Annotated in this window: 26 protein-coding genes, 2 pseudogenes and 1 riboswitch; of the genes and pseudogenes, 8 read left to right on the top strand and 20 right to left on the bottom strand. The window is 36.4% G+C overall.

All coding sequences use genetic code 11. The annotated features are described in order from the left end of the window. A pseudogene (locus AC1DUW_RS10335) lies at positions 1-431 on the bottom strand (lysine 2,3-aminomutase); the annotation flags it as partial. Between the two features lie 331 nt (positions 432-762). Continuing rightward, positions 763-2,220 (bottom strand): sigma-54 interaction domain-containing protein, encoded by a 1,458-nt coding sequence (locus AC1DUW_RS10330; protein WP_053347559.1) that lies wholly within the window; start codon positions 2,218-2,220, stop codon positions 763-765. A gap of 233 nt (positions 2,221-2,453) precedes the next feature. Here AC1DUW_RS10330 and AC1DUW_RS10325 point away from each other — a divergent pair, with 233 nt between their 5' ends. Continuing rightward, positions 2,454-3,002: a GNAT family N-acetyltransferase gene (locus AC1DUW_RS10325; RefSeq protein ID WP_477642467.1), complete on the top strand. Its 549-nt coding sequence runs from the start codon at positions 2,454-2,456 to the stop codon at positions 3,000-3,002. Positions 3,003-3,638: 636 nt separating this feature from the next. Here AC1DUW_RS10325 and AC1DUW_RS10320 read toward each other — a convergent pair. After that, the gene (locus AC1DUW_RS10320; RefSeq protein WP_053347561.1) at positions 3,639-4,127 is read right to left on the bottom strand and encodes a hypothetical protein; all 489 of its coding nucleotides are present in this window, start codon (positions 4,125-4,127) and stop codon (positions 3,639-3,641) included. 262 nt (positions 4,128-4,389) lie between these two features. Here AC1DUW_RS10320 and AC1DUW_RS10315 point away from each other — a divergent pair, with 262 nt between their 5' ends. After that, complete coding sequence (locus tag AC1DUW_RS10315; protein ID WP_053347562.1) at positions 4,390-4,782, top strand: thiol-disulfide oxidoreductase DCC family protein; 393 nt, start codon at positions 4,390-4,392, stop codon at positions 4,780-4,782. Between the two features lie 350 nt (positions 4,783-5,132). Here AC1DUW_RS10315 and AC1DUW_RS10310 read toward each other — a convergent pair whose 3' ends face one another. The 3 genes from AC1DUW_RS10310 to AC1DUW_RS10300 form a co-directional block, all read right to left on the bottom strand. After that, positions 5,133-5,294, bottom strand: a complete 162-nt coding sequence (locus AC1DUW_RS10310) for a YvrJ family protein (RefSeq protein WP_053347564.1) — start codon at positions 5,292-5,294, stop codon at positions 5,133-5,135. A gap of 88 nt (positions 5,295-5,382) precedes the next feature. Beyond that, positions 5,383-5,601, bottom strand: a complete 219-nt coding sequence (locus AC1DUW_RS10305) for a DUF2922 domain-containing protein (protein ID WP_477642466.1) — start codon at positions 5,599-5,601, stop codon at positions 5,383-5,385. 44 nt (positions 5,602-5,645) lie between these two features. Then, a complete protein-coding gene (locus AC1DUW_RS10300; protein ID WP_053347566.1) occupies positions 5,646-5,864 on the bottom strand; it encodes a DUF1659 domain-containing protein in 219 nt (72 codons plus the stop codon). 601 nt (positions 5,865-6,465) lie between these two features. Here AC1DUW_RS10300 and AC1DUW_RS10295 point away from each other — a divergent pair. Continuing rightward, a complete protein-coding gene (locus AC1DUW_RS10295) occupies positions 6,466-7,104 on the top strand; it encodes a hypothetical protein (RefSeq protein ID WP_053347567.1) in 639 nt (212 codons plus the stop codon). Between the two features lie 48 nt (positions 7,105-7,152). On the opposite strand, the gene AC1DUW_RS10290 is transcribed toward AC1DUW_RS10295, so the two are convergent. The 3 genes from AC1DUW_RS10290 to AC1DUW_RS10280 form a co-directional block, all read right to left on the bottom strand. Beyond that, on the bottom strand, positions 7,153-7,410 hold the full coding sequence (locus AC1DUW_RS10290; protein ID WP_223305450.1) for a sigma-G-dependent sporulation-specific acid-soluble spore protein CsgA: 258 nt from the start codon (positions 7,408-7,410) through the stop codon (positions 7,153-7,155). A gap of 121 nt (positions 7,411-7,531) precedes the next feature. Beyond that, a complete protein-coding gene (locus AC1DUW_RS10285) occupies positions 7,532-7,738 on the bottom strand; it encodes a helix-turn-helix transcriptional regulator (RefSeq protein WP_053347568.1) in 207 nt (68 codons plus the stop codon). A gap of 10 nt (positions 7,739-7,748) precedes the next feature. Further along, positions 7,749-8,252 carry a DUF6773 family protein gene (locus AC1DUW_RS10280; RefSeq protein ID WP_053347569.1) on the bottom strand — a complete coding sequence of 168 codons (504 nt, stop codon included), beginning with the start codon at positions 8,250-8,252 and terminating at the stop codon, positions 7,749-7,751. A gap of 355 nt (positions 8,253-8,607) precedes the next feature. Then, a riboswitch (purine riboswitch) is annotated at positions 8,608-8,711 on the top strand. A gap of 342 nt (positions 8,712-9,053) precedes the next feature. Between AC1DUW_RS10280 and AC1DUW_RS10275 the strand changes: the two genes are divergently transcribed. Then, positions 9,054-9,935, top strand: a complete 882-nt coding sequence (locus AC1DUW_RS10275) for a 5'-methylthioadenosine/S-adenosylhomocysteine nucleosidase (protein ID WP_053347570.1) — start codon at positions 9,054-9,056, stop codon at positions 9,933-9,935. A gap of 395 nt (positions 9,936-10,330) precedes the next feature. Here AC1DUW_RS10275 and AC1DUW_RS10270 read toward each other — a convergent pair whose 3' ends face one another. Next, positions 10,331-10,669 (bottom strand): hypothetical protein, encoded by a 339-nt coding sequence (locus AC1DUW_RS10270; RefSeq protein ID WP_053347571.1) that lies wholly within the window; start codon positions 10,667-10,669, stop codon positions 10,331-10,333. 235 nt (positions 10,670-10,904) lie between these two features. Beyond that, complete coding sequence (locus AC1DUW_RS10265; protein ID WP_053347572.1) at positions 10,905-11,261, bottom strand: hypothetical protein; 357 nt, start codon at positions 11,259-11,261, stop codon at positions 10,905-10,907. Positions 11,262-11,485: 224 nt separating this feature from the next. Between AC1DUW_RS10265 and AC1DUW_RS10260 the strand changes: the two genes are divergently transcribed. Next, complete coding sequence (locus tag AC1DUW_RS10260) at positions 11,486-11,698, top strand: hypothetical protein (RefSeq protein WP_053347573.1); 213 nt, start codon at positions 11,486-11,488, stop codon at positions 11,696-11,698. A 31-nt stretch (positions 11,699-11,729) separates the two neighbouring features. Here AC1DUW_RS10260 and AC1DUW_RS10255 read toward each other — a convergent pair whose 3' ends face one another. Both AC1DUW_RS10255 and AC1DUW_RS10250 read right to left on the bottom strand, forming a co-directional pair. Further along, positions 11,730-11,858: a hypothetical protein gene (locus AC1DUW_RS10255; RefSeq protein ID WP_269083744.1), complete on the bottom strand. Its 129-nt coding sequence runs from the start codon at positions 11,856-11,858 to the stop codon at positions 11,730-11,732. A 478-nt stretch (positions 11,859-12,336) separates the two neighbouring features. Continuing rightward, the gene (locus tag AC1DUW_RS10250) at positions 12,337-13,539 is read right to left on the bottom strand and encodes a M14 family zinc carboxypeptidase (protein ID WP_477642465.1); all 1,203 of its coding nucleotides are present in this window, start codon (positions 13,537-13,539) and stop codon (positions 12,337-12,339) included. Positions 13,540-13,923: 384 nt separating this feature from the next. On the opposite strand from AC1DUW_RS10250, the gene AC1DUW_RS10245 reads away from it, so the two are divergent. Both AC1DUW_RS10245 and AC1DUW_RS10240 read left to right on the top strand, forming a co-directional pair. After that, complete coding sequence (locus AC1DUW_RS10245; protein ID WP_477642464.1) at positions 13,924-14,094, top strand: hypothetical protein; 171 nt, start codon at positions 13,924-13,926, stop codon at positions 14,092-14,094. A gap of 345 nt (positions 14,095-14,439) precedes the next feature. After that, positions 14,440-15,357 (top strand): aldo/keto reductase, encoded by a 918-nt coding sequence (locus AC1DUW_RS10240; RefSeq protein WP_053347575.1) that lies wholly within the window; start codon positions 14,440-14,442, stop codon positions 15,355-15,357. 274 nt (positions 15,358-15,631) lie between these two features. Here AC1DUW_RS10240 and AC1DUW_RS10235 read toward each other — a convergent pair. Then, positions 15,632-15,852, bottom strand: a pseudogene (locus AC1DUW_RS10235) (ZIP family metal transporter); the annotation flags it as partial. Between the two features lie 149 nt (positions 15,853-16,001). Between AC1DUW_RS10235 and AC1DUW_RS10230 the strand changes: the two are divergent. Then, a complete protein-coding gene (locus AC1DUW_RS10230; protein ID WP_053347577.1) occupies positions 16,002-16,415 on the top strand; it encodes a (deoxy)nucleoside triphosphate pyrophosphohydrolase in 414 nt (137 codons plus the stop codon). Between the two features lie 5 nt (positions 16,416-16,420). Here the strand turns inward: AC1DUW_RS10230 and AC1DUW_RS10225 are convergent, their stop codons facing one another. The 6 genes from AC1DUW_RS10225 to AC1DUW_RS10200 form a co-directional block, all read right to left on the bottom strand. Next, complete coding sequence (locus tag AC1DUW_RS10225) at positions 16,421-16,687, bottom strand: DUF3427 domain-containing protein (RefSeq protein WP_477642468.1); 267 nt, start codon at positions 16,685-16,687, stop codon at positions 16,421-16,423. A gap of 98 nt (positions 16,688-16,785) precedes the next feature. Further along, positions 16,786-17,055: an excalibur calcium-binding domain-containing protein gene (locus tag AC1DUW_RS10220; RefSeq protein ID WP_053347578.1), complete on the bottom strand. Its 270-nt coding sequence runs from the start codon at positions 17,053-17,055 to the stop codon at positions 16,786-16,788. A gap of 531 nt (positions 17,056-17,586) precedes the next feature. Continuing rightward, on the bottom strand, positions 17,587-18,000 hold the full coding sequence (locus AC1DUW_RS10215; RefSeq protein WP_477642463.1) for an SDR family NAD(P)-dependent oxidoreductase: 414 nt from the start codon (positions 17,998-18,000) through the stop codon (positions 17,587-17,589). A 397-nt stretch (positions 18,001-18,397) separates the two neighbouring features. Then, a complete protein-coding gene (locus tag AC1DUW_RS10210) occupies positions 18,398-18,853 on the bottom strand; it encodes an SMI1/KNR4 family protein (protein WP_053347580.1) in 456 nt (151 codons plus the stop codon). Positions 18,854-19,238: 385 nt separating this feature from the next. Continuing rightward, entirely contained in the window at positions 19,239-19,583 is a 345-nt protein-coding gene (locus AC1DUW_RS10205) for a hypothetical protein (protein ID WP_053347581.1), read from the bottom strand. Between the two features lie 2 nt (positions 19,584-19,585). Further along, a partial coding sequence (locus AC1DUW_RS10200) for an EndoU domain-containing protein (RefSeq protein ID WP_477642462.1) occupies positions 19,586-20,126 on the bottom strand: 541 nt, incomplete at its 5' end.

Here is a 20,126-nt window from a genome sequence, read left to right as displayed (position 1 = left end):
CAATAACGACAGTACATAGAGCATTGGTTCGTGACAAGAAATAGAACGCGATCCGGATAACGATGCGTTAGACCTGGAACAGGAGAATCCTCATCCTCATGCAGCGGATCTTCCAAATCATATCTAGTCTTGTTCATTTCTGCCGAAAGCGGTACAGACTGCAAACGAATCGGGCAGCGAGGATCATCGGGATTCATCAAGGATGCATAGTAAGGTGTAATATTTAAAGGAATTGTTTGAGTTGAAATCCGAACCCCTTCTTCTTCTTCTGGTGTCAAGTTCACAACTTTTTTCAGATCATCCAAAGTTTTAATTGTATTGGTTAATTGCCAGAGCCAATCATTCCATTGCTCTTCCGTTACATCTTTCCACAATTCAATCTCATTATAATGTCTACGTCCACCAAGGTATTCCTCATGTTTTACTTCCATTCCCATCAAACTCATTTAAATGCCCCCCTCTTTATCTTAAGAAACTATATCTATACTACTTGCAAGAATGATGCCAACATCCAAAACAAGAAAAACATAGGAAAAAGAGGGCAGATCGTCCCCTTAAACCGCAAGATTTTTTTCGTAATGCCTAATTTTTTGCAGCCAATTTCTTTGCACCAAAGAGATACGGATTTAATGCTTATCCTTTTGATATTGAAAAAAGAGGGTCTCTATTCGCGAGATCCCTCTTCAAGTTACATACTTATTCTATTGAACAACAATTCGCTAAAAGTATAAGTGAATGATAGCGTTTTCAATTACTCCCCTTTCATTTTGATTCCTTCGATCCTGCGGCAAAAACTTTTTCTATACCGTACTTGTTTAACTTATATTGTAATCCTTGTCTTTTAATATTGAGGGCCTCAGCTGTTTTGCTGATATTCCCATTATATTTCTCAAACATATTTATTATCATTTCCCTTTCCATTTCTTCAAGTACGACAGGTAAATCAATCTTATCTTTTAATGGAGGATGATGGCTCTGCGCATTTGATGCGGAATATTTTCCTGAAGGGAATAAATAAGCAGGAAGATGATGTTCATCAATCATAACTTCCCCTGCATCCATGACATTAAATGCTAACTCGATGGCATGTCCCAGTTCACGAATGTTTCCAGGCCACGAATATTGAAGCAGCCGTTGCATCGCCTTTTGACTGATCCCGCGTACATCCGAAAAGAATGATCTATTGAATTTTTGAATAAAGTTATTTGCTATTTCCGGAATATCCGTTTTGCGTTCCAGAAGAGAGGGCATTTGAATGGTTACGACATTCAAACGAAAAAATAAATCCGAGCGAATAATTCCTCGCTCTAACGCCTCATCTGGAGAAATGTTCATCGCAGCAATGATTTTCACATTAATTTTTTGCTCCTTCGATCCTCCAACACGGCGTACCTCGCCTTCTTGTAATACTCGCAGCAATTTTGCCTGCAGACCAAGGTCAAGGCTATTCAATTCATCAAGAAACAGGGTACCGCCATTTGCCTGTTCAAAAATCCCGAGTCGGTCCATCGCTCCGGTAAAAGCCCCTTTCGTTGTGCCGAACAGTAGCCCCTCCATTAATTCCTTTGGAACAGCCGCACAATTTTGCGCAATGAATGGTTGATTTCGCTGAGCACTTACATTATGTATACTTTGAGCAATAAGTTCTTTTCCTGTCCCTGTAGGTCCATAAATCATGACTGGAGAATGTGTACGAGCCGCTTTTTTTGCTAATGAAATAGCTTCTTGAAAAGCAGGACTACTCCCAATTAAATCACTAAAATGATAGGTGGCTGTCCCTTCAAAAAACTTATTTTTCTTATGGGTCTCGGCCAGCTGGGAACGCAAATCAACAATTTGATCGTACATGCTCATGACCTTAGTAATATCCTTTGCGATTTCTACTGCCCCAATAATTTCACCGTCCTCGTATAGAGGATACGTGCTATTAATAGAAGTTATTTTTTTCTCTTTTAAATTAACATATGTTTGAATGGACTCAATCGTTTCGATGCCTTTTTCCAATGCTACATGCAGCGTACTGGATTCATCAGTCAATGATGGATACAGTTGAAAGATATTTTCTCCTAACACCTGTTCACGATCCAGCCCGTCGATATGAGCCATCATTTTATTATAGAATACGGTATCTCCATCCTTATTAACGATATGGACACCAACATTAATCACATTCAATATCCATTCAAATTGAGTGGAAAACTGATTTACTGAAGATTTCATTTCATCATCTCCGCCCCTGTCATTGATAGAACCACCTGTAAATTATAGCATTTAATGGGAAACATTCATCTACATAATCTGAAAACTCACAATTTAATAATGATCGATAATTTCCATGCCGACTATCGTTGATTCTAGGATTTTCAAGCCGGTTAATAGATAGAACAATAAATACATATAAATAAAGGAATCTCACTCTCAGCAAAGAAAGTATTGATTAAGAGTATAATATAATGTCAGGGGTGAGCGAGATTTCAGAACGAAACAAAGAAAACGGGTTACAGATTAAACCATGGGAAGATAGAAACCTTGATTTACTTTTTCACCTTAATGCTCCAGAAATGATGGAACATCTCGGAGGACCAGAGAGTAAAGAACAAATTTTGAAACGCCACAAACGTTATCTTGAGATTGGAAGTAAAGGGTGTATGTTTAGCATCACCCTGTATCCAGAGGAAGAGGCTGTTGGCTCCGTTGGCTACTGGCGAACCGTGTGGAATGATGAAACCGTGTACGAAATTGGGTGGAGTGTCCTCCCTTCATATCAGGGGAAAGGGATTGCGTCCCGTGCAGTGAAGGCTGTAATAGCAAAAGTCAAAGCCGAACGGAAATACAAGTATATTCACGCATTCCCGTCCATCAATAATCCTGCTTCAAATGCAATTTGTCGCAAGCTTGACTTCAATCTTATTTCCGAATGTGAATTCGAATACCCTCCAGGGAGCTTTATGCGATGCAATAATTGGCGTTTGGAACTTCAACATCAAGCAAGGACGGAATAATTAGTGTGTAGGACGAATTATTTCTCTGTAGGTCGAATTAAATAGTGTATAGGACGAATTATCTCTCTGTAGGTCGAATTATTTTGTGTGTAGGACGGATTATTCGATGTAGGACTAATTAATTTGTGTGTAGGACGGATTATCTCCCTGTAGGACGAATTATTTCGTTTGTAAGACGGAATATCCCCTGTAGGACGRAWTAWTTMGTKTGTAGGACGAATTAKCTCTCTGTAGGACGAATTAATTTGTGTGTAGGACGGATTATCTCCCTGTAGGACGAATTAATTTGTGTGTAGGACGGATTATTCGATGTAGGACGAATTATTTGGTGTGTAGGACGGATTATCTCCCCGTAGGACGAATTATTTGGTGTGTAGGACGGATTATCTCCCTGTAGGACGAATTATTTGATTTGTGCGTCGAATTATTCCGTTTTAAGTCGATTTGATCCAATCCACCCATCATTCACCATTCACATTAGAGGTTATTGGTCTCATTCTTTATCAAGCAAACAATTCATTCCATGTTTCTTTGCCTGCTTCCTTATCTGCAGAAATCTTTCGTACCTTGTGGTATTTAAATAAGCCCTTTCAAGGTCATTAATGAGTTAATTTAGTTGTTCCTTCAAATAACATTTCATTTCCAAGTATAACTAGCATTATATTCTTCTGGAGTCATTTCTGTTTCTTTGAAAGTAACTGGTTTTTCGTTTGGTAATGTAATAGTCAATTCCGTTTTATCTTCGCTTAATTCTAACGTAAATAATGAAGTTCTATTTTGTTTCTCAACACTATAAAGTACACCAGTAATCTTGTTATCGGTTGGTTCAATTATTTCAAAGTGCCTAATTGTTCCTATGTCATCTTTTGTGATCCTCTGCATTGTAAATGTGCTAATTTCATCTCTTAGAATAACAAGGAACGAACCTTCCGCTACCCAATAGCTATACAAATATTTCCCCAAATACTTCGGTGCATTGTAAGATGGGAGATTACTGGAGGATGTATCTTGCACTTCTGTTTTCTTTTGTATCTGAATCATTTCTTTTTTGATGATTTGTTGTTCGTCGCAAGCAGCAAGGCAACATACCACTAGGAATCCTACAGTCATTTTTTGAAAAAGCAAAGGTTACTCCCCCTAAAAATTACTTCAACCCTTTTGATCATTTAGTAAACAAACCTATTATTTGTAATTATATCGACATTTCCTTTTTTTAACTACTAAAAAAGCTATTCCTTAACCTTAATTACTCCTTATTAAACATGACATAATATAGAAGAGACAGTTAATACCCCAAGCAATGTTCCATACGTCTTCGCCTTACCAAAACGGGTAGTGTATGATAGAAGCATGAGTATGATAACGTCTCTCTTTAGGAGGAATGTTCATGAATACGGTCATTTTATTTGATGGTGAATGCAATTTTTGCGATTCGAGTGTACAGTTCATTATAAAGCGGGATCCGAAGGGGCTTTTTCATTTCGCTTCGCTTCAAAGTGAAGCTGGACAAGAGTTGCTGAAAAAGTACGATGTTCCTGCAAATATTGATAGTATAGTGCTGATCGAAAAGGATAAGGCCTACTATAAATCGACTGCAGCTCTGAGGATTTGCCGTCGCTTACAAGGGGCATGGAAACTGTTTTACGGTTTTACCATCGTTCCAAGCTTCATTCGGAACATCGCTTATGACTTTATTGCCAAGAACCGTTACAAATGGTTTGGGAAAAAAGAAGAAAGCTGTATGCTGCCATCGCCAAGTGTTCGAAAGCGATTTTTATAAAAAAAGAAAAAAGGACGAGAAGCTGCCATGGCTTTTCGTCCTTTTCATTTTGTAAAAGTAGAATACCTCCATAAATGATTGGCCGTAGGGTGGGCCATCATTTCGAGTCCTTTGTTTTTTTGCTTGGTAAAGGGTTTGCCAGCTTGGGTCATCTAACTCTTTTAAATAGACTTCATGATGTGGTGCTTGATCATGATACCCTGCTATATTGATTGATTTCCCCATTTCTATGAAAGGTTCATTTTACCTTATATTCCACAGCAGGAGAAACGATAATAGGATTTCCTACAGAGTGTGTCAGCTGAATTGTCTTTTTCTCATTGGTCGATAACATCCATAATGCTCCCTACCTATCCTCTGAACTGACTTTGGAATCCCTCTTGCAAACGATCCGGCAGCTCAACAAGGGTTCCGTTCAATGTATCCAATTTTGTTTCAATCCGATGAAGCAAATAAAGGGTAACAATAATCGGAAATCCGATATCACTGATAAATGGCAGGATTTGATCCACTTTTGTTCACCTCTCTTCTGGTATGGTGAAAAACAGGCTCACCCATTTCAGGACAGGTCCTTCAAAGATGAGCCTGCCTGCTGATAAGTTAGATAAGTTCAACATCCTCGACATTACGCTCGACAAGGCGTGCTCCTTTAATACTGACAAAGTCGCCCGATGATGCAACGAAGGCATTCCCCGCAATCATTTGCTCCATAGCCGATTTGACTGTATTTGCTTCAACTGGTTCTTTTGGATTTTCAACGGAAATCGTCGCAGATTTTCCTTCCTCTGTTACGAAAATCATTTCCAATACTCTAGCCATTTTGTATCACCTCCTGTTTTTCCAACCTTTTGCTAAAATCCGATTTAGCTTATCAATGAATTCGTATCCACTCGGGTCACTTCACCCATTGGATAATTCTGCACGCTTGCAATCGCTGTAGCTGCCGAAAACAACTGATCCGCCGTCGCCTCAACCTTGATGTTCGAAAATGACCTACGCTTGAAAACAATAGACCCCTTTTCATTTAACCCCGTCTCAAAATCAATCCGTAACGTACTTGATACTGGAATTTGGTTTGCCATGTCGCTCACCTCCTTTCACACTCTATATAAACTTTTACGAGGTGAAAGTAGCATGGTGGTGAAAGTTTTTTTATTTTCTTTGGTAAACGTAAAAAAACTGCCCAAGTATATTACTTGAACAGGTTTATTCAATTTTCTTGAGATAGTCTTTCTTATGTTAAAGGGCACAAAGGTTTATTTATATGAAACAAATTTTTCTGCTGCCATATGCGGCCAGCCGGAGTTACAGAGAAGGCCGCCTTCAATAACTAAATAAGAAAAATCTAATAGGTAGTTTACGAACTAAATATTGATTAGAGTAAATTGTATTTCTACCCTGATATGTGCGGAAAATCCTGTTTAACTATTCCTGACTTCTAGGAGATATATCAGTATTTAATTTTCCTTTAAATCATTTTTTTTATGACTAATCAGCTCGAATTTTTTCATTTTATTTTACCCTAGATTTTAACTCCATCTAACCACCAATAATCCTCTTCCATTAAGCTTCAACCTTAAGAAACCCTAACTTAACGACGAGACAAAATGCATCTGGCTTTAAATGGAATGACAGGTTCGCTTTTTCTGGGAAATAATAATCATGAAAGGATGTGGATGTTGGATGTCTTTAGAATGGTTCGACAGAGTAAGCGGGGAATTACAGGATCATCTTAAATCAATTTGTGAAAAATACGATCGAAATGGCAGTTTGATCGTGGAGCGAGGAGCTAAACATCCACGTATCGAATTTTATACAGAGTTGGATGACAATGAGAGGGATTATTTTTCCACTCTGTTTTTCGATCCGCATAATGAAGAATTTTATATGGAATCCTTTGATCCGGATTTAGGCCAAGTTAGCAAGGTGATCTTATCTGATATTGAAGATATCGTTGATGCTGTCCATGAAAGCTTCCATAACTATTTAGAAGGGGATGGCATCGAATATGAATATGATCTCGATGATGAATATTACGATGAAAATGAACTAACCGAAGAGACTGAGATGTACGAAATCGATGTGGAATGGGAAACGCCTGAAGTGACAGCCTATATTCAAGAAAATGAAGTGGAGGTCACCTATCAATTTGGAGTTGTTCAGGAAACTGGTGATGGAGTGCTAAAACGGATTAACCGCATTCGGACAGCAGATGATGATCTGATAAAAGATGAAACAAACTTTATATTCAGTAAGGAAGAAGCTAGCACAATCATCGCTATGATAGCGAGTCATATGGATTCCCTCAGCGAAATGGATTAATAAAAAAATCTAAAAACCTTGTCCATGTTGATCATGGACAAGGTTTTATTAAACAAGAATAAGTTCGTATACCTCCGATAATTGAGTGACCCGTTCTGTATCACTAGCTTCCTTTGCATGCTCAATTTCCTGAGGCAGAATTCGATTAAGGAGTCTCGACTCTTTGACGGTAAGCTTATTGATGAGTTCTTCTTCAGAATGAAAGTGTCCATCCTTGATTTTATTATAAATTTCCTGCGCTTGGGGATATTGATCCGTATAGTTAGACAATATCTCACGTAAGTAACCAATCGTACGATCCATCATACCATCCCTCTCAACTATTAGGTTAAAGCTAACAAACTGCCTTTATACCTTCCCCCATTTTGTGATGAGAAATTCCTTGTTTTTTTGCCTTGAAATGAAGAAGGGGTATCCAAATCAATGATTAATCTTTTATTTCCTCATCCCAAAACAAATCATTTAACGTACGTGATAATGCTATACAAATACCAATGCACAAACTTAATGAGGGATTATACTTTCCGGATTCAATCAATCCTATCGTTTGTCTGGAAACACCGACAATCTTGGCTAGCTCATCTTGTGACAAATCCTTTTCCACTCTTGCAAGCTTCAGTTTTATATTTTTCAAAGGAACGCACCTACAATTTCTTATTATCTTCGCTATTTTTCATTCCAATTTTCTTCGCTAGCAAGTATATACCACCAAAAAACAGAAGTAAAATCGGCAAGTAGATCATAACCGAAACACACCATACCAATACAAAATACCACAACCCTTGAGAACTGCCATCCGCATAGGATACAGCACTATTCACCCCCATGATCGTAGCGATGATAAGAGCTAAACCAACCGTACCAAAAATGGTCTTCTTGCTCATCTGTGTTTTACTCGTACGGTCATGCATTTCTACTTCATCCCAGAATACGCCTAAGAAAATGGAACGAGCTAAATAATACACCCCTGATGCCAAAAGGATCACCAATTCCAGATATAATTCCCCGCTGCCTACACCATATTTATATATTTTAAAAAGTACGCTCAATAGACAAATGGCCATAATGACATGATACATTTCTTTATAAATTTTATTTCTTACATTCTCGATTCGTTCATCCGTGATTTTTTTAAATACTTTCATCATTAATCATCCTCCATTCACTCTTATTATATGATTTATTTTACATTTTGCAACATATATATTACATTTAACACTGTATAAAATGCAAAGTGTATAAAAAAAGGGACCTATACTTATGTATGGGTCCCTTTTTTAGGGGTTTACTCGTGAGTTTTGAGGATTTACTCGTAAGTTTCGGACTTTTACTCGTGAGTTTTCACCATTTACTCGTGAATTCATCATTTAAACAATACCAAAGCAAAAACCCCATTTTTCCTTTATCCTCCCCTTCCCAAACACGAACATTAAATCATATTCCTAATTTAATATTCACCTTTTTGTTGATTATCTATGATAAGTTTGCTATATTAACAAAGTAATAATCTTAAATATCATTACTCGTATATCCTCAGTAATATGGTCTGAGTGTCTCTACCTGGTTCCCATTGAAAGAACTAGACTACGAGTTAAAGTATTCGGCTGTTCGGCTTTTTTAGCAGCTTATGATTTAGCATTAGCTTCATTTTTGCTTTATCTATACTTTGACTTTTGTAGGTCTAGAAGGTAGAAATCATTCTACAGTTTCTAGACTTTTTTCTTTTGACCAAAACTACGAGGATAACAAACAACAGGGAGGAAAACATAAAGCAACAGTTTTAATAAAGGAAAGAAGCAAAGGAATATGTAGCATTATTAAACCAATTTTTAATATTCGTGTTAAATAATAATAATAATAGTATTGATATGTAGGAAGACATAGCTTTAGCTATTTGGCACTTTTCAATTTTTTATGTTAGAGAAAAACTATCACTAAGGAGAATATTTATGAAAAACAATATGTTAAAAAAATACTCTTTATTAGGCATTATTACTTTACTGTTATTATCAGTAGTTGCAGGTTGTAATTCTACTTCAAAAACTGCAACTGAACAAAAAACTGCTCAAAGGCCTATTATAATTCAAGGTCCAATGCCAATCGAAGCAGAAAATTTCGCAAAAAGATTAGAAAATGTTAAAGAAGAAAAATCAGGAGATTTTGTATTTTACATTGGAACGTTAGACAATTATCCTGTAATAGTTGCAAAAACAGGCAAGGGAATGGAAAACACAGCAGCCGCTACAGCAGTTGCTATTGAAAAATTTAACCCTATAGCAATAATCAATCAAGGAACATCAGGGGGACATGATCCAAGTTTAAACGTTTTTGATATTGTTTTAGGAAAAAGAACGGTAAACATTGGTTCATTAAAAACAGCAGATAAGGCTGAAAACCAAGGAATTGATCCAACTATATGGAAACCTATGGACCTAATGGCTTCTGAAGGAAGTGCAGGAGAAGATCCTAATGCTGAAAAACCCCGTTTCTATGAGGGAGATAAGGATTTACTAGCAGCTGCTAATGCAGTTAAAGATAAATACACTAAGGGTAAGGTTGTCGAGGGTACTATAGGTTCTGCAGACGTTTGGAATAATGAAGTTGATAGAATTAAATGGTTCCATACTAAATACGGTACATCTGTAGAAGAAATGGAAGGTGCCTCCGCAGCACAAATTGCCAAAGCTTATGATGTACCATTCTTGGGTATTAGAGTACTATCTAATAATAAAGTGAATGGTGGTAAATACAACCCAAATACAGCAGCAGCAAATCAAGAATATGTTTATGAAGTAGTTAAAAAATATATCTCTACAATGCCAAGCAAATAATAGCTTTAATTGAATAAAAGAAGAGCACATATTGTACATGACAATATGTGCTCTTCTTTATTTAGGCCAATAGTAGAGTCGTTACGATTATCATAGCTCCACTTATTATTAAATAGCGGGTACTATTCATTTCTTTTTTCTCATCTATTTCAATGGGGGTTTGTCATATATTTTCCTAAAATTCTCTTTCATCCCTGGTAATCACTCCATATTTAGAGCCAATAATTCATGCAATCGATTAAAAGACTCTTGATCTTTAAAAGTTCATGAAGTCTAAGGTTTGCAAATTTACAGGACAATACGATAAAGCGAAGCAAAAAAACACCACAAATATCGATTTGCTTGTCTGCAAAAACGGATTGTGGCTCTACCATGCTAACAATTCCCACTATTTCTTATATTACGGATATATGAGGTTTTCCTTCCTCTTTTTCACTGACCTTTTCAATTTTCTCAACAAACATTTGGAAAACTTTTCTCTTTTCTTCCAGTTCTTTTATTAATCCTTTCAATTCGTTCACTTTTTGTTCAAAAGGTTTATGATAGAGCTCGCGAATGTTTCGAATAATTTCATCATTAATAGTGGATTGTACAACTTGTTTGGTGATATTGAATTTGTAGGAATAAACCTTAAGCTCAAGTTTAACTTCTTCATATTCTTTTTCTATAGCATTTAATAATTCACTAATTTCTTCTTTCCATTCACCTAAAGACTTTTTCACATGTTCCTCCAACTTTACTCCCCCTCTTTCACTGTAAAAAAACTTCTCCATAAAAACTCATTTTACCAATTCTTCATTTCGGTTTCTTTTCTGGTTAATTACTTAACAAATAAATTTTCATTAAAAAAAGATAACAGCACACCCCAGTCTTTAAGAAAATGGAAAATGTTGAAATCCTTTTTATTTAAAATAGTACCTGCCATTTCATTGGGTACATTTGGGGGGATTTTTTATATAGAGGGACACCTTATTCCTCCTTGCTAAATGTTAAGCTGAGGCTATTTAATGTGTAAAGTCTAGCGGTAAAAATGAATAAATCATTGTAGTTATTTTCTACGTACTCTTCTATAATGCTCATCCCTTTTCTAAATCTATCAACTAATAAATGAGTGTAGTTTTCATCCCAGGTAAACCGATTGATTCTCAGAAGTTCATCTGCTAATACTTGAAACTTATACTCCTCAACAAGAAGTTTTAATTGATACACTTTATCTGTATTTAAACAAAAGATATTGTTTTTATTTTCATAATGTTTATGAACAAATTTAATGAAACCTTTTATATTTTTAGCCAACATATTCGCTATTTGCATCTCGAAGTTCATTTCTCCATCTCCTCACTGTCTAAAATCTAATACATTATTATGAAGAGTGTATGTTTTGAGATGATATTTTAACACCAACAATAGGAAAGTAGCAGTTTATGAACTGACCAGTTGAAACTATTTGGAGTTGAAAAAATCGATTCTAAAAAATTTAAAGCTGTGACAAAAAAAAAGAATAAGAATTTAATAGAGTGGATAGACTAATAAAAAAGGAGTGGGAGATTATGGAGATGAAAACTAAAGAAGCAACGAAAGAAATGTGGAGTGAAATTAATGATTGTATAACTCGAATAATTGATGAAAAACATGATTTATCTTTTCAGAAGAAGAGCAATGATAATTATATGAATCTATATATTCAAACAGCCGTATTACACACCTTATTTGGACTTTTAGATGAACTTAGGAAAATTGAAAGGAAATATACCGAATTGTGATGTTTCTTGAAAAGTCATGGCTAAATTTAACTTAATGGTGGATTAGGATAAAAAACTCCCCAAGGGAGCCTTTAATACCAAAACAAAATCCTTTCTTTCCTAATCCACGTTTTCTTTTCGTCCCTATATATACCTCTTTGTTATCCCATCCAAAATCCATTTTAATTTCCTCCCCTTTAATTTATTAAGTGCAGTATATGCTTTTAAACGAAACCAAAAAGGCCCTTATTTTTTCCCTTAAAACCGATGTTTTTGGTAATATCTTATGAACAAAAAAAAGAACCCCTCAACAGAGTTGTGTGAGATTCATGAACATTAGTATTTATTGCTGCCAACTAAACTTTTTTAGGTTTTCCTTTTCCAAACGAACACTCCTTTCTGCATATATTGAATCAATATATTCTAGTGAGGCCTATATATAAATCCAGATCTGCACGAACTCGTTCGGGTTTTTTCGGATAAACTAACCGATTCTCTTTAGAGTTTGCATAGCGATTTCCTGAAACATTTCGTATTGTGCATCTCTAGATGCAAGAAGCTAAGAATCTTCGTTAAGCTGTAAGTACGATAACAAGGGCTGTCTCAAAAGTTCATTTATCTTTTGAGACAGCCCCCTTTAAAATTAGGTTTCAACGTGATTAGATTCCCGGTGTAGATGAACTTTCAGGAATATTTTCATAGTCTGATGGATTAAGATTATGAACCGATCCATCTGTTACACCATTGATAATGCCCATTAGACCCGTTTCAACTGTTTTTACTAGCTGGCCTTTCTTTTTTTGCCCAAAGTTTTGTGTTTGTCCACTAACTTCAAATAGAACCGTACCACTTCCGTTTAAAGCAAACGTTCCTAAAGCAGTACCTGGCAGGTCAATAGATTGATCGTACAATGAAATATTTGTAAACACGGAATTCCCTTTTGCTTGTAGTGCGTTATAAGCAGTAAGTGTCAACTGACGGGAGAAATCATATTTAAAATTATCTGCATACTCTGCATATTTAGCCCCTGCAGGAGTGCTTGGGTTGGCAACAAATTTTCCGGAAATTGACATCGTTACACGATCATCAGTTCCTTCGATATATGGGAACCCTTGGTGATGAAGGTCGATAAAAACATCCACTTTACCGAATTTCGATTTTAACCCTTTATATATGTCACGTACCGTTTGCGATTCAGGTGTAATAAACCAGCCCGGCTTTTCAGATGCCCCCGGGAAGTCTTGAGGCTTTGGTACATAGTTTAGGTTTGGATTAAAGTCACGATTAACATCAAATCCCGGTTTGCTAGCATAGTCGTCTCCAGACCTAGGAGTCGTGTAATAGTTCCAAGCTGGTTTCACATTTGAAAGTTGTGGGAATTTCCCTACAACCTCTGACCATGTCATCTCATTTCCACGACGATCAAGCTCTGAGGCGTCTACGTTCATCATTGGTATAGCAACAATTGTTAATTCATCAAGCATTTTCTTTACCTCAGGTGAGTTACTTTGACCAAGGTTTTCAAGAATGTTCAATAACGCAACAGTTCCTGTTTTTTCATTTCCGTGAATTTCACTTTGAATAAGAACGACTTTGTCACCATGACCGACCGTTACTTTGTGAATGGAACGACCCTGATTTGTTTGTCCAGCCACTTCTACTTTTACTTTCCCTTTACTCACTTGCTCAAGTTGATTTAATTTTTTTACAAGCTCGTCATAATTAAGGAATGCTTCGGTAGAAAGATTCGTTCCACCTGTCGGATTTGGTCCTCGTTCAGCGAAGCTGACATTTGGGCCAAGTAATGCTGCGGCTACTACTGTTGAACTTAAAACCTTAAAAAATTTCTTTTTCACATTCATTCTCCTATTCTAAAAATATTCAATATTCTGATAAATTCCTTGTTTTTCCTCATTTCCCCTGCTAAATCATTTAAAATGCTTAAAAAGGCCTACAAATTTTAGCATCACTCTACATCTTTTTTCACAGAAACCAAAACTATTCGGCATCATTCTACACCCTAATTTCCCGTTATTATAAAGAGAGATTTGTTCCAAAACCCTGAGAAAAAAGAGCAAAAAAATCAAATAATTGTTTTTCTATAGGGGTTTATGCCTGGAGAACTGGCTGGATACTCATACCAGGTTGGTGGTAAGAAAACTGAGGAACTTGAAGAGTTTATCAAAGATTCTAAATAAGCTAGAAAAGAAGCTAGTGAAGCAGCTATCACTCCAGAACTCAAAGAAGTGGTTAAAGATAATTTCGAGTATTTTGACAAGATTATCAATAACGATTACTTCTACAAATCTCGAAATGCTGAAGATCCAAATGACCCGATGTTTGACGAAGTAAAAGAAGATGATTGGGTAACTGAAGAAATCAAAACAGTAATAGTGGTGATTCAGCAACACCCATAACAACACGGTTCCTGTTATATGACTAGATCTTTAGATAGCATGGTCTGTTACTTCTAAATATAACTATCAACTCTAGATATTTTTCGTAAACTTCTATTAAACTTCGTGAGATTTAAAAAGCAACTGCTTGCTGCGTGCAACGGAGGACAAGGTTATTAACAAATTTAGTAAATCTTGAAAACTACTATGATTGTGTGTCACAATCAAAAAGAGATACGCAGATTTACTTGTGATGTTAAGACAGACCTGGGCAACCCGCTGATATGAAAGGTTGAACCATTTCTTCTCTGTAGGTGACGGACACACACACCATGTACTCAATTACAAATAAGGGGGACATAATTAATGAGGACAATGAAACTTGGAAACAGCATATTAGAGGTGCCGGTCGTATCAGTCGGCTGCATGCGAATCAATTCGCTGGACAAAGCGGAGGCTGAGCACTTTGTCCAAACGGCGATGGAAGAGGGTGCGAATTTCTTCGACCATGCTGATATTTATGGCAGTGGCGAATGTGAGGAAATATTCGCGGACGCCATCGGAATGAACGCGGGCATTCGTGAAAAGATCATCCTGCAATCCAAGTGCGGCATACGTAAGGGGATGTTTGACTTTTCCAAAGAACATATCCTCGAATCGGTGGACGCAAGCTTGAAGCGGCTGAATACGGATTATCTGGATATTCTGCTTCTCCACCGTCCGGATACGTTAGTAGAGCCGGAAGAAGTAGCGGAGGCCTTCGATATTCTTGAAAGCTCAGGAAAAGTGCGCCATTTTGGCGTTTCCAACCAGAATCCGATGCAGATCCAGTTGCTGAAGAAGTCAGTGAAACAGACGATTGTTGCAAACCAACTGCAGTTAAGCATTACCAACGCCAACATGATCTCTAGTGGATTTAATGTGAATATGGAAAATGATCTCGCTGTGAACCGGGACGGCAGTGTGCTTGATTATTGCAGACTGAACGATATCACCATTCAGCCTTGGTCACCTTTCCAATACGGATTCTTTGAGGGAGTATTCCTTGGAAACGACAAGTTCCCTGAATTGAATCAAAAGATTAATGAAATTGCGGACAAGTATGAGGTTAGCAACACGACTATCGTCATCGCATGGCTTTTACGCCATCCCGCACACATGCAACCAGTCATCGGTACGATGAATGAAGACCGCCTAAAGGATTGTTGCAAGGCAAGCGATATTCATCTTACACGCGAAGAATGGTATGGTATCTATCGTGAGGCAGGCAATGTGCTGCCTTAAACACGCAGACTAAACTTTATTCTGTGCTATGAAGATCAAATCTAAGCCCCGTCAAGGCCACATAACAAAGCACCCTCAAGTCTTCATTGACCAAAGGGTGCTTTATTTTGACTAGACTTAGCTGAACAATCGATCATTAGAGAATTCCGTGTTCCAGTAATCACTTGGAGCCCACATATCTGGAAACAGGCATCATATGCTCTTATATGACTTAATCCTTGATATCGTTAAAACCAAGTCTTGGTTTGTCCGACACAGGTATGAAACCGTTTTTAATGGCGGCCCCTGCTATAAAACCTATCGACGTTGCCCAGATTCCTCCATCTCGTACCGAATCAACAGGCAATTCATAAGCTGCCGCACCAATCAATACGCCCGTTCCAAATGCCATAATATAGCCAATGTTATTTTTCTTTATCGAATAAAGATGGCAGCAAGGGCACCGAGCAAGACCGCAGAACCCGAAACCCCTCCCCAAAAGACCGCATTACACACCTTTCTCCCTCATTTCCTTTTTATGGATAGCCCCAGGTTGTTCTTGGGGTAAAGAGAGGAGGAAGTGTTTAACCTTACTCTGTAATGTATTACACCTCTTAATCATGATATTATTTAATCATAGCAAACCAAACCTATAGGAGGATAACATGGAAAAGCAAGTTAAAGTAGTTGCAGCCGTCATTGAAAATGAAAAAGATGAAATACTATGTGCGTTACGCTCTCCAGAAATGAGCATCCCTAACATGTGGGAGTTCCCAGGTGGAAAAGTAGAAAAAGGCGAAGATATTTTTACAGCTTTAAAAAGAGAGATTAATGAAGAATTGCAATGTAAAGTTGAAACGGAAGCTTCAACATTTAATGATAATACGCATGAATATGAAACCTTCATTATTAACTTACTGTCTATAAAATGTAAGATCATTGAAGGTACCCCAACTGCTAATGAACATTCTAAACTGATATGGTTAAAGCGAGAGAATTTAAGATCTCTAAAATGGGCACCTGCTGACATTCCAGCTGTGGAACAATTAATAAATGAAAAAAATAGTCTTCTAAAATGAGAAGACTATACTCTTTTAATGAACTCTGTACATAAACTAGCTAGGACATCATTCTCTAATTCCATTGTAACGGTAATCAGCTTTTCCCCTTCATATTCCACCGTGTTACCCTTCCCTATATAGATATAGGGTTCTGTCTTTCCATCCATTTCTTTATACTTCCTAATAAATAAATGTAAATGTATCCCTCTATCCTGGTTGAATACAATATTCTTTCCTCTCTCAGAACCTGGGGCTGTACTATTTGGAGGCTGCCATTGAAAATAAGTTATTACCCCATAGTTCTATTAATAGCAACATTGAATATTAAAAATAAAAAAAGACCCTTCTTTCGAAAGGTCTTTGCAAAAATAACTTAGAAAAACAAGTTTTATCTTTCACAGGCGATCAAGTCTTTATCACGATCGCTTTTTTTATTTGCATCATATAGTGCTTTTGAAACATAAGGTTTGTATTTCGTTTTTCCTCCTTTGTTTTTAACGGAAGATGAACGAGCTACGCCCCCTTTATAATCTTTATTCAATGCCGTACAGTTTTTATAGGTTTTAACCTTTGTTTTTGCACCTGCAACCTCATTTGATCCAAGAGAAAGACCAAAAACTAGTCCTAAAGATAGTAAAATAGTAAATAAATGTTTCATAACATGTAATTCCTTTCCTAAAAATTAACTTTTACTAATCATAATGTATCATTCCATTTTTTACAATAACAATATTTCCACATTAATTATATTTTTATGTATTTATATTAAAATTCAAATACTATTCTGCAGCCAAATCCCGCTCGAAGTAGACATCTTGCATTATAATAAAACTGCATAAGGGAAAACCACCGGGGGCCGGTGGCTTTTTTTATTGGTGGTTGGATATTATAAGGAGTGAAAACAAATAGAGTGTGAAGACGACAAACCGTTTAGCCATGCGAGGCGAAACTATTTATATTTATAATAACGAAGGAATTTATAAAACAAAGTTATCGGGAATAAAGTGAAGAATGGGCCCTAGAGTGGGATGGTAAAATAGTGAATCCTGGTTTAAGTAACATTTCTGATTGGTCAGCCCCTTAGATTTCCCTTTACTAAAAATAGCCAAAGAGCATGATTTCAATAGAGATCATGCTCTTTTTTCTATATTGGGGATAGCCCCAAATAATTACATTCCGTCTGTAACGCTTATTTCTTCACCAGTGATGGCTGCTGCACCGTCACTATGCATACTGCTGTACAATCAATTTCTGATGGTTCTAGTAGTTTGATTCCTAGTTCGGCTAGGATGTGGTGGTTTAGTGCTTCTTCTACTGTTGTTCCATCTTGTTCTRCTCGTACTGGCAGTTGTTTTTCGATTAATTCTGTACGTACTAGTCCAGGCATGATTGTGTTACATGTGATGCCATTCAGTGCATTTTCCAGTGCGGTTACTTTCGTAAAGCCACCTTGGCCAAATTTTGCGGCACAATGGGCGGATTTGTATGCATCCGGGTTCTTGCCGTGTGCAGACGAAATATTGATGATTCGTCCTTTTTTGTTTTTGTATGACTGGCACTCCTGCAGGGGTAGCGTTTCTAATTTTTTTATTGATTGGAACATTTCGATTCTATAATGATTTCATTTCAGGCTATGATATTTTAATCGGAGCTATTATTTCAAGTTTGTTGGTTTTTATGATTTCTCAGATTGTTCAACGTTTTGCAAACTAATCCAATTTTTTACAAGTTCCACATTAAAACAACAAGCTGTTCATTTTTTATTAATACCAAGTTAGTGAAATCATTTCACATCATCTAAAGGTTAATTGTGATGTACTTGCCATCCTTTAGGGTTTAGATCATCCTTCATTCTCGCTATATCATCTTCACCTAAGCCAACTTTTCTAAAAAAAATGGATAGTCCCTTTGATTTTCGAAAGGCTCTATCCACTTCTTTTTATATAAAATTATTTCTTTCTTTATAACAAAGCAAGATAAATAACTATTACCATCAGCTTTTACCAATCTTCTTCATCTTCATCCCATTCTTCTTTTGCCAATTCAAGGCGTTCAATAAAATAGTCTAAAAAATTATCAGCAAGCTTTCGACCATAGCCTTCTTGATTATCCCACATTATAACTGGACATTCTCCATCTTTCATTTTATTAGTATCTAGGCAATAGGCAAATTCATCAATATCTTCTATAACTACAATTCCATCTATTAAATCATAATACTTTTGATGATCTTTGGTAGCATCTACTACTGCTGGACCCGTAAAGCCATATCCAATTATCTCCACACCAAACAGTCCACCATAGCCATAATTTCTTAAAAACCACTTGTAACTTTCCGGTAATGAGACCTGTAATTTTTGTTCAGTCTCTTTTACTTTGTCTTCACTTACTCCACCTGTAAAATCATCATCTTCGCCATACTGCTTAATAAATTCCTGTAAAGCTGAATATTTCACCAAAATCACCTACTAATCTTGAGTTTCGTATCGCACGGGCAAGTATGAAGAATACACCAAGGTAATAATCCTTAAAATTCCAAAGCTAATTTATCGGGCATTGATGACTTCATTTAATTTTATGTAAGAAGGCCCTAAATAACCCCTAACACCAAAGGTGCCAAGGGTTTGAAAGATTAACACATTGACATATAATGTTCGCGTTCCCATGGGTGAACTTATGTGGAAATATTCTTCGATCTTATTCACTAAAACACATATATGGCTTCACATAACCTTTATAGTATTACTTTTAAGTTTTTTCGTCTTAAAATCTTTTATGTGGTCAGTTAGTGATTAATTTTTTTTCTTCATTTCAACAAATAATTAAATTAAAAACATAAATTCAATTCTCATTTTTCTTGAATCTTTCTGGAATTTTACTTTTCCATATTAACATAAGTTCTTTAAATTCTTTAGTCTCCATTTCGTTTTCATAAGGCTCTTCATATCTAAAAAAATGTTCAAGTACTGTCATATCTTTTTTTATTAGCACACTTGTGGCATTAAGTTGAATTTCAAACTTTTCGTGTAAACCATTTAATACATTATCAACTATCTCAATATATTCATCTGCTTCTTCCTCTGTAGGGATGTCTTCAATAAAATCAGCGAATAATTTTATTTCATCCGATAATTTTATTCTCAATGTCCCAAAAGGGTCTCTAAAAAACTCGTATAAATATTTCATACTCAACCTCCTTCATAAATTGGATAAGCAGTGGCAACTGATCCGTCTGTTTTAAGATACATATCTATTTGTAATCCAGAAGAAGTTAAACCGGAATATTTATTTTCACCAATTTGCGTTTTGTTTTTAAAAGCCTCATCAATAGCTTTTAATACTTGTACCCGGTCCCATTCTTTTGGGAAAAAACTTGATTTTGCTCTCTTTTCTACTCCATCTATTACCACCTTAGCTCTATATACTCCATTTCTATCAGGCCTTGTTTCTGTACCTGGAACTATTTTACCACCCATCATACTCTCGTGATGATAACCAACAGCTTTCCCACGTCGATTAATCTCTCCATGATAAACATGCCTCATAGTATCTATAGTAAACTTTTTCCCACCATCTCCATTGACTTGAGACTCCACTCTCGCCATAGAAATCAACTGATCCTTCAACCCCACACCATTAATCGTATTATAAGGTACTCCACCTGCCAACGACAGTTGGTTTTTAGGATTGTATGGCAATAGGTTAGGGATAGAGACTAGTTCTTTTGCC

The organism is Peribacillus sp. P4_C12 (assembly GCF_056402095.1).
This window is presented reverse-complemented; position numbering and strand designations above follow the sequence as displayed.

Coding starts and splice junctions, on each gene's coding strand:
- AC1DUW_RS10330 (WP_053347559.1), bottom strand. CDS start 2,220: ATGAAATCTTCAGTAAATCAGTTTTCCACTCAATTTGAATGGATATTG.
- AC1DUW_RS10325 (WP_477642467.1), top strand. CDS start 2,454: ATGTCAGGGGTGAGCGAGATTTCAGAACGAAACAAAGAAAACGGGTTA.
- AC1DUW_RS10315 (WP_053347562.1), top strand. CDS start 4,390: ATGAATACGGTCATTTTATTTGATGGTGAATGCAATTTTTGCGATTCG.
- AC1DUW_RS10305 (WP_477642466.1), bottom strand. CDS start 5,601: ATGGCTAGAGTATTGGAAATGATTTTCGTAACAGAGGAAGGAAAATCT.
- AC1DUW_RS10300 (WP_053347566.1), bottom strand. CDS start 5,864: ATGGCAAACCAAATTCCAGTATCAAGTACGTTACGGATTGATTTTGAG.
- AC1DUW_RS10295 (WP_053347567.1), top strand. CDS start 6,466: ATGTCTTTAGAATGGTTCGACAGAGTAAGCGGGGAATTACAGGATCAT.
- AC1DUW_RS10290 (WP_223305450.1), bottom strand. CDS start 7,410: ATGATGGATCGTACGATTGGTTACTTACGTGAGATATTGTCTAACTAT.
- AC1DUW_RS10280 (WP_053347569.1), bottom strand. CDS start 8,252: ATGATGAAAGTATTTAAAAAAATCACGGATGAACGAATCGAGAATGTA.
- AC1DUW_RS10275 (WP_053347570.1), top strand. CDS start 9,054: ATGAAAAACAATATGTTAAAAAAATACTCTTTATTAGGCATTATTACT.
- AC1DUW_RS10265 (WP_053347572.1), bottom strand. CDS start 11,261: ATGAACTTCGAGATGCAAATAGCGAATATGTTGGCTAAAAATATAAAA.
- AC1DUW_RS10260 (WP_053347573.1), top strand. CDS start 11,486: ATGGAGATGAAAACTAAAGAAGCAACGAAAGAAATGTGGAGTGAAATT.
- AC1DUW_RS10255 (WP_269083744.1), bottom strand. CDS start 11,858: ATGGATTTTGGATGGGATAACAAAGAGGTATATATAGGGACGAAAAGA.
- AC1DUW_RS10250 (WP_477642465.1), bottom strand. CDS start 13,539: ATGAATGTGAAAAAGAAATTTTTTAAGGTTTTAAGTTCAACAGTAGTA.
- AC1DUW_RS10240 (WP_053347575.1), top strand. CDS start 14,440: ATGAGGACAATGAAACTTGGAAACAGCATATTAGAGGTGCCGGTCGTA.
- AC1DUW_RS10230 (WP_053347577.1), top strand. CDS start 16,002: ATGGAAAAGCAAGTTAAAGTAGTTGCAGCCGTCATTGAAAATGAAAAA.
- AC1DUW_RS10220 (WP_053347578.1), bottom strand. CDS start 17,055: ATGAAACATTTATTTACTATTTTACTATCTTTAGGACTAGTTTTTGGT.
- AC1DUW_RS10205 (WP_053347581.1), bottom strand. CDS start 19,583: ATGAAATATTTATACGAGTTTTTTAGAGACCCTTTTGGGACATTGAGA.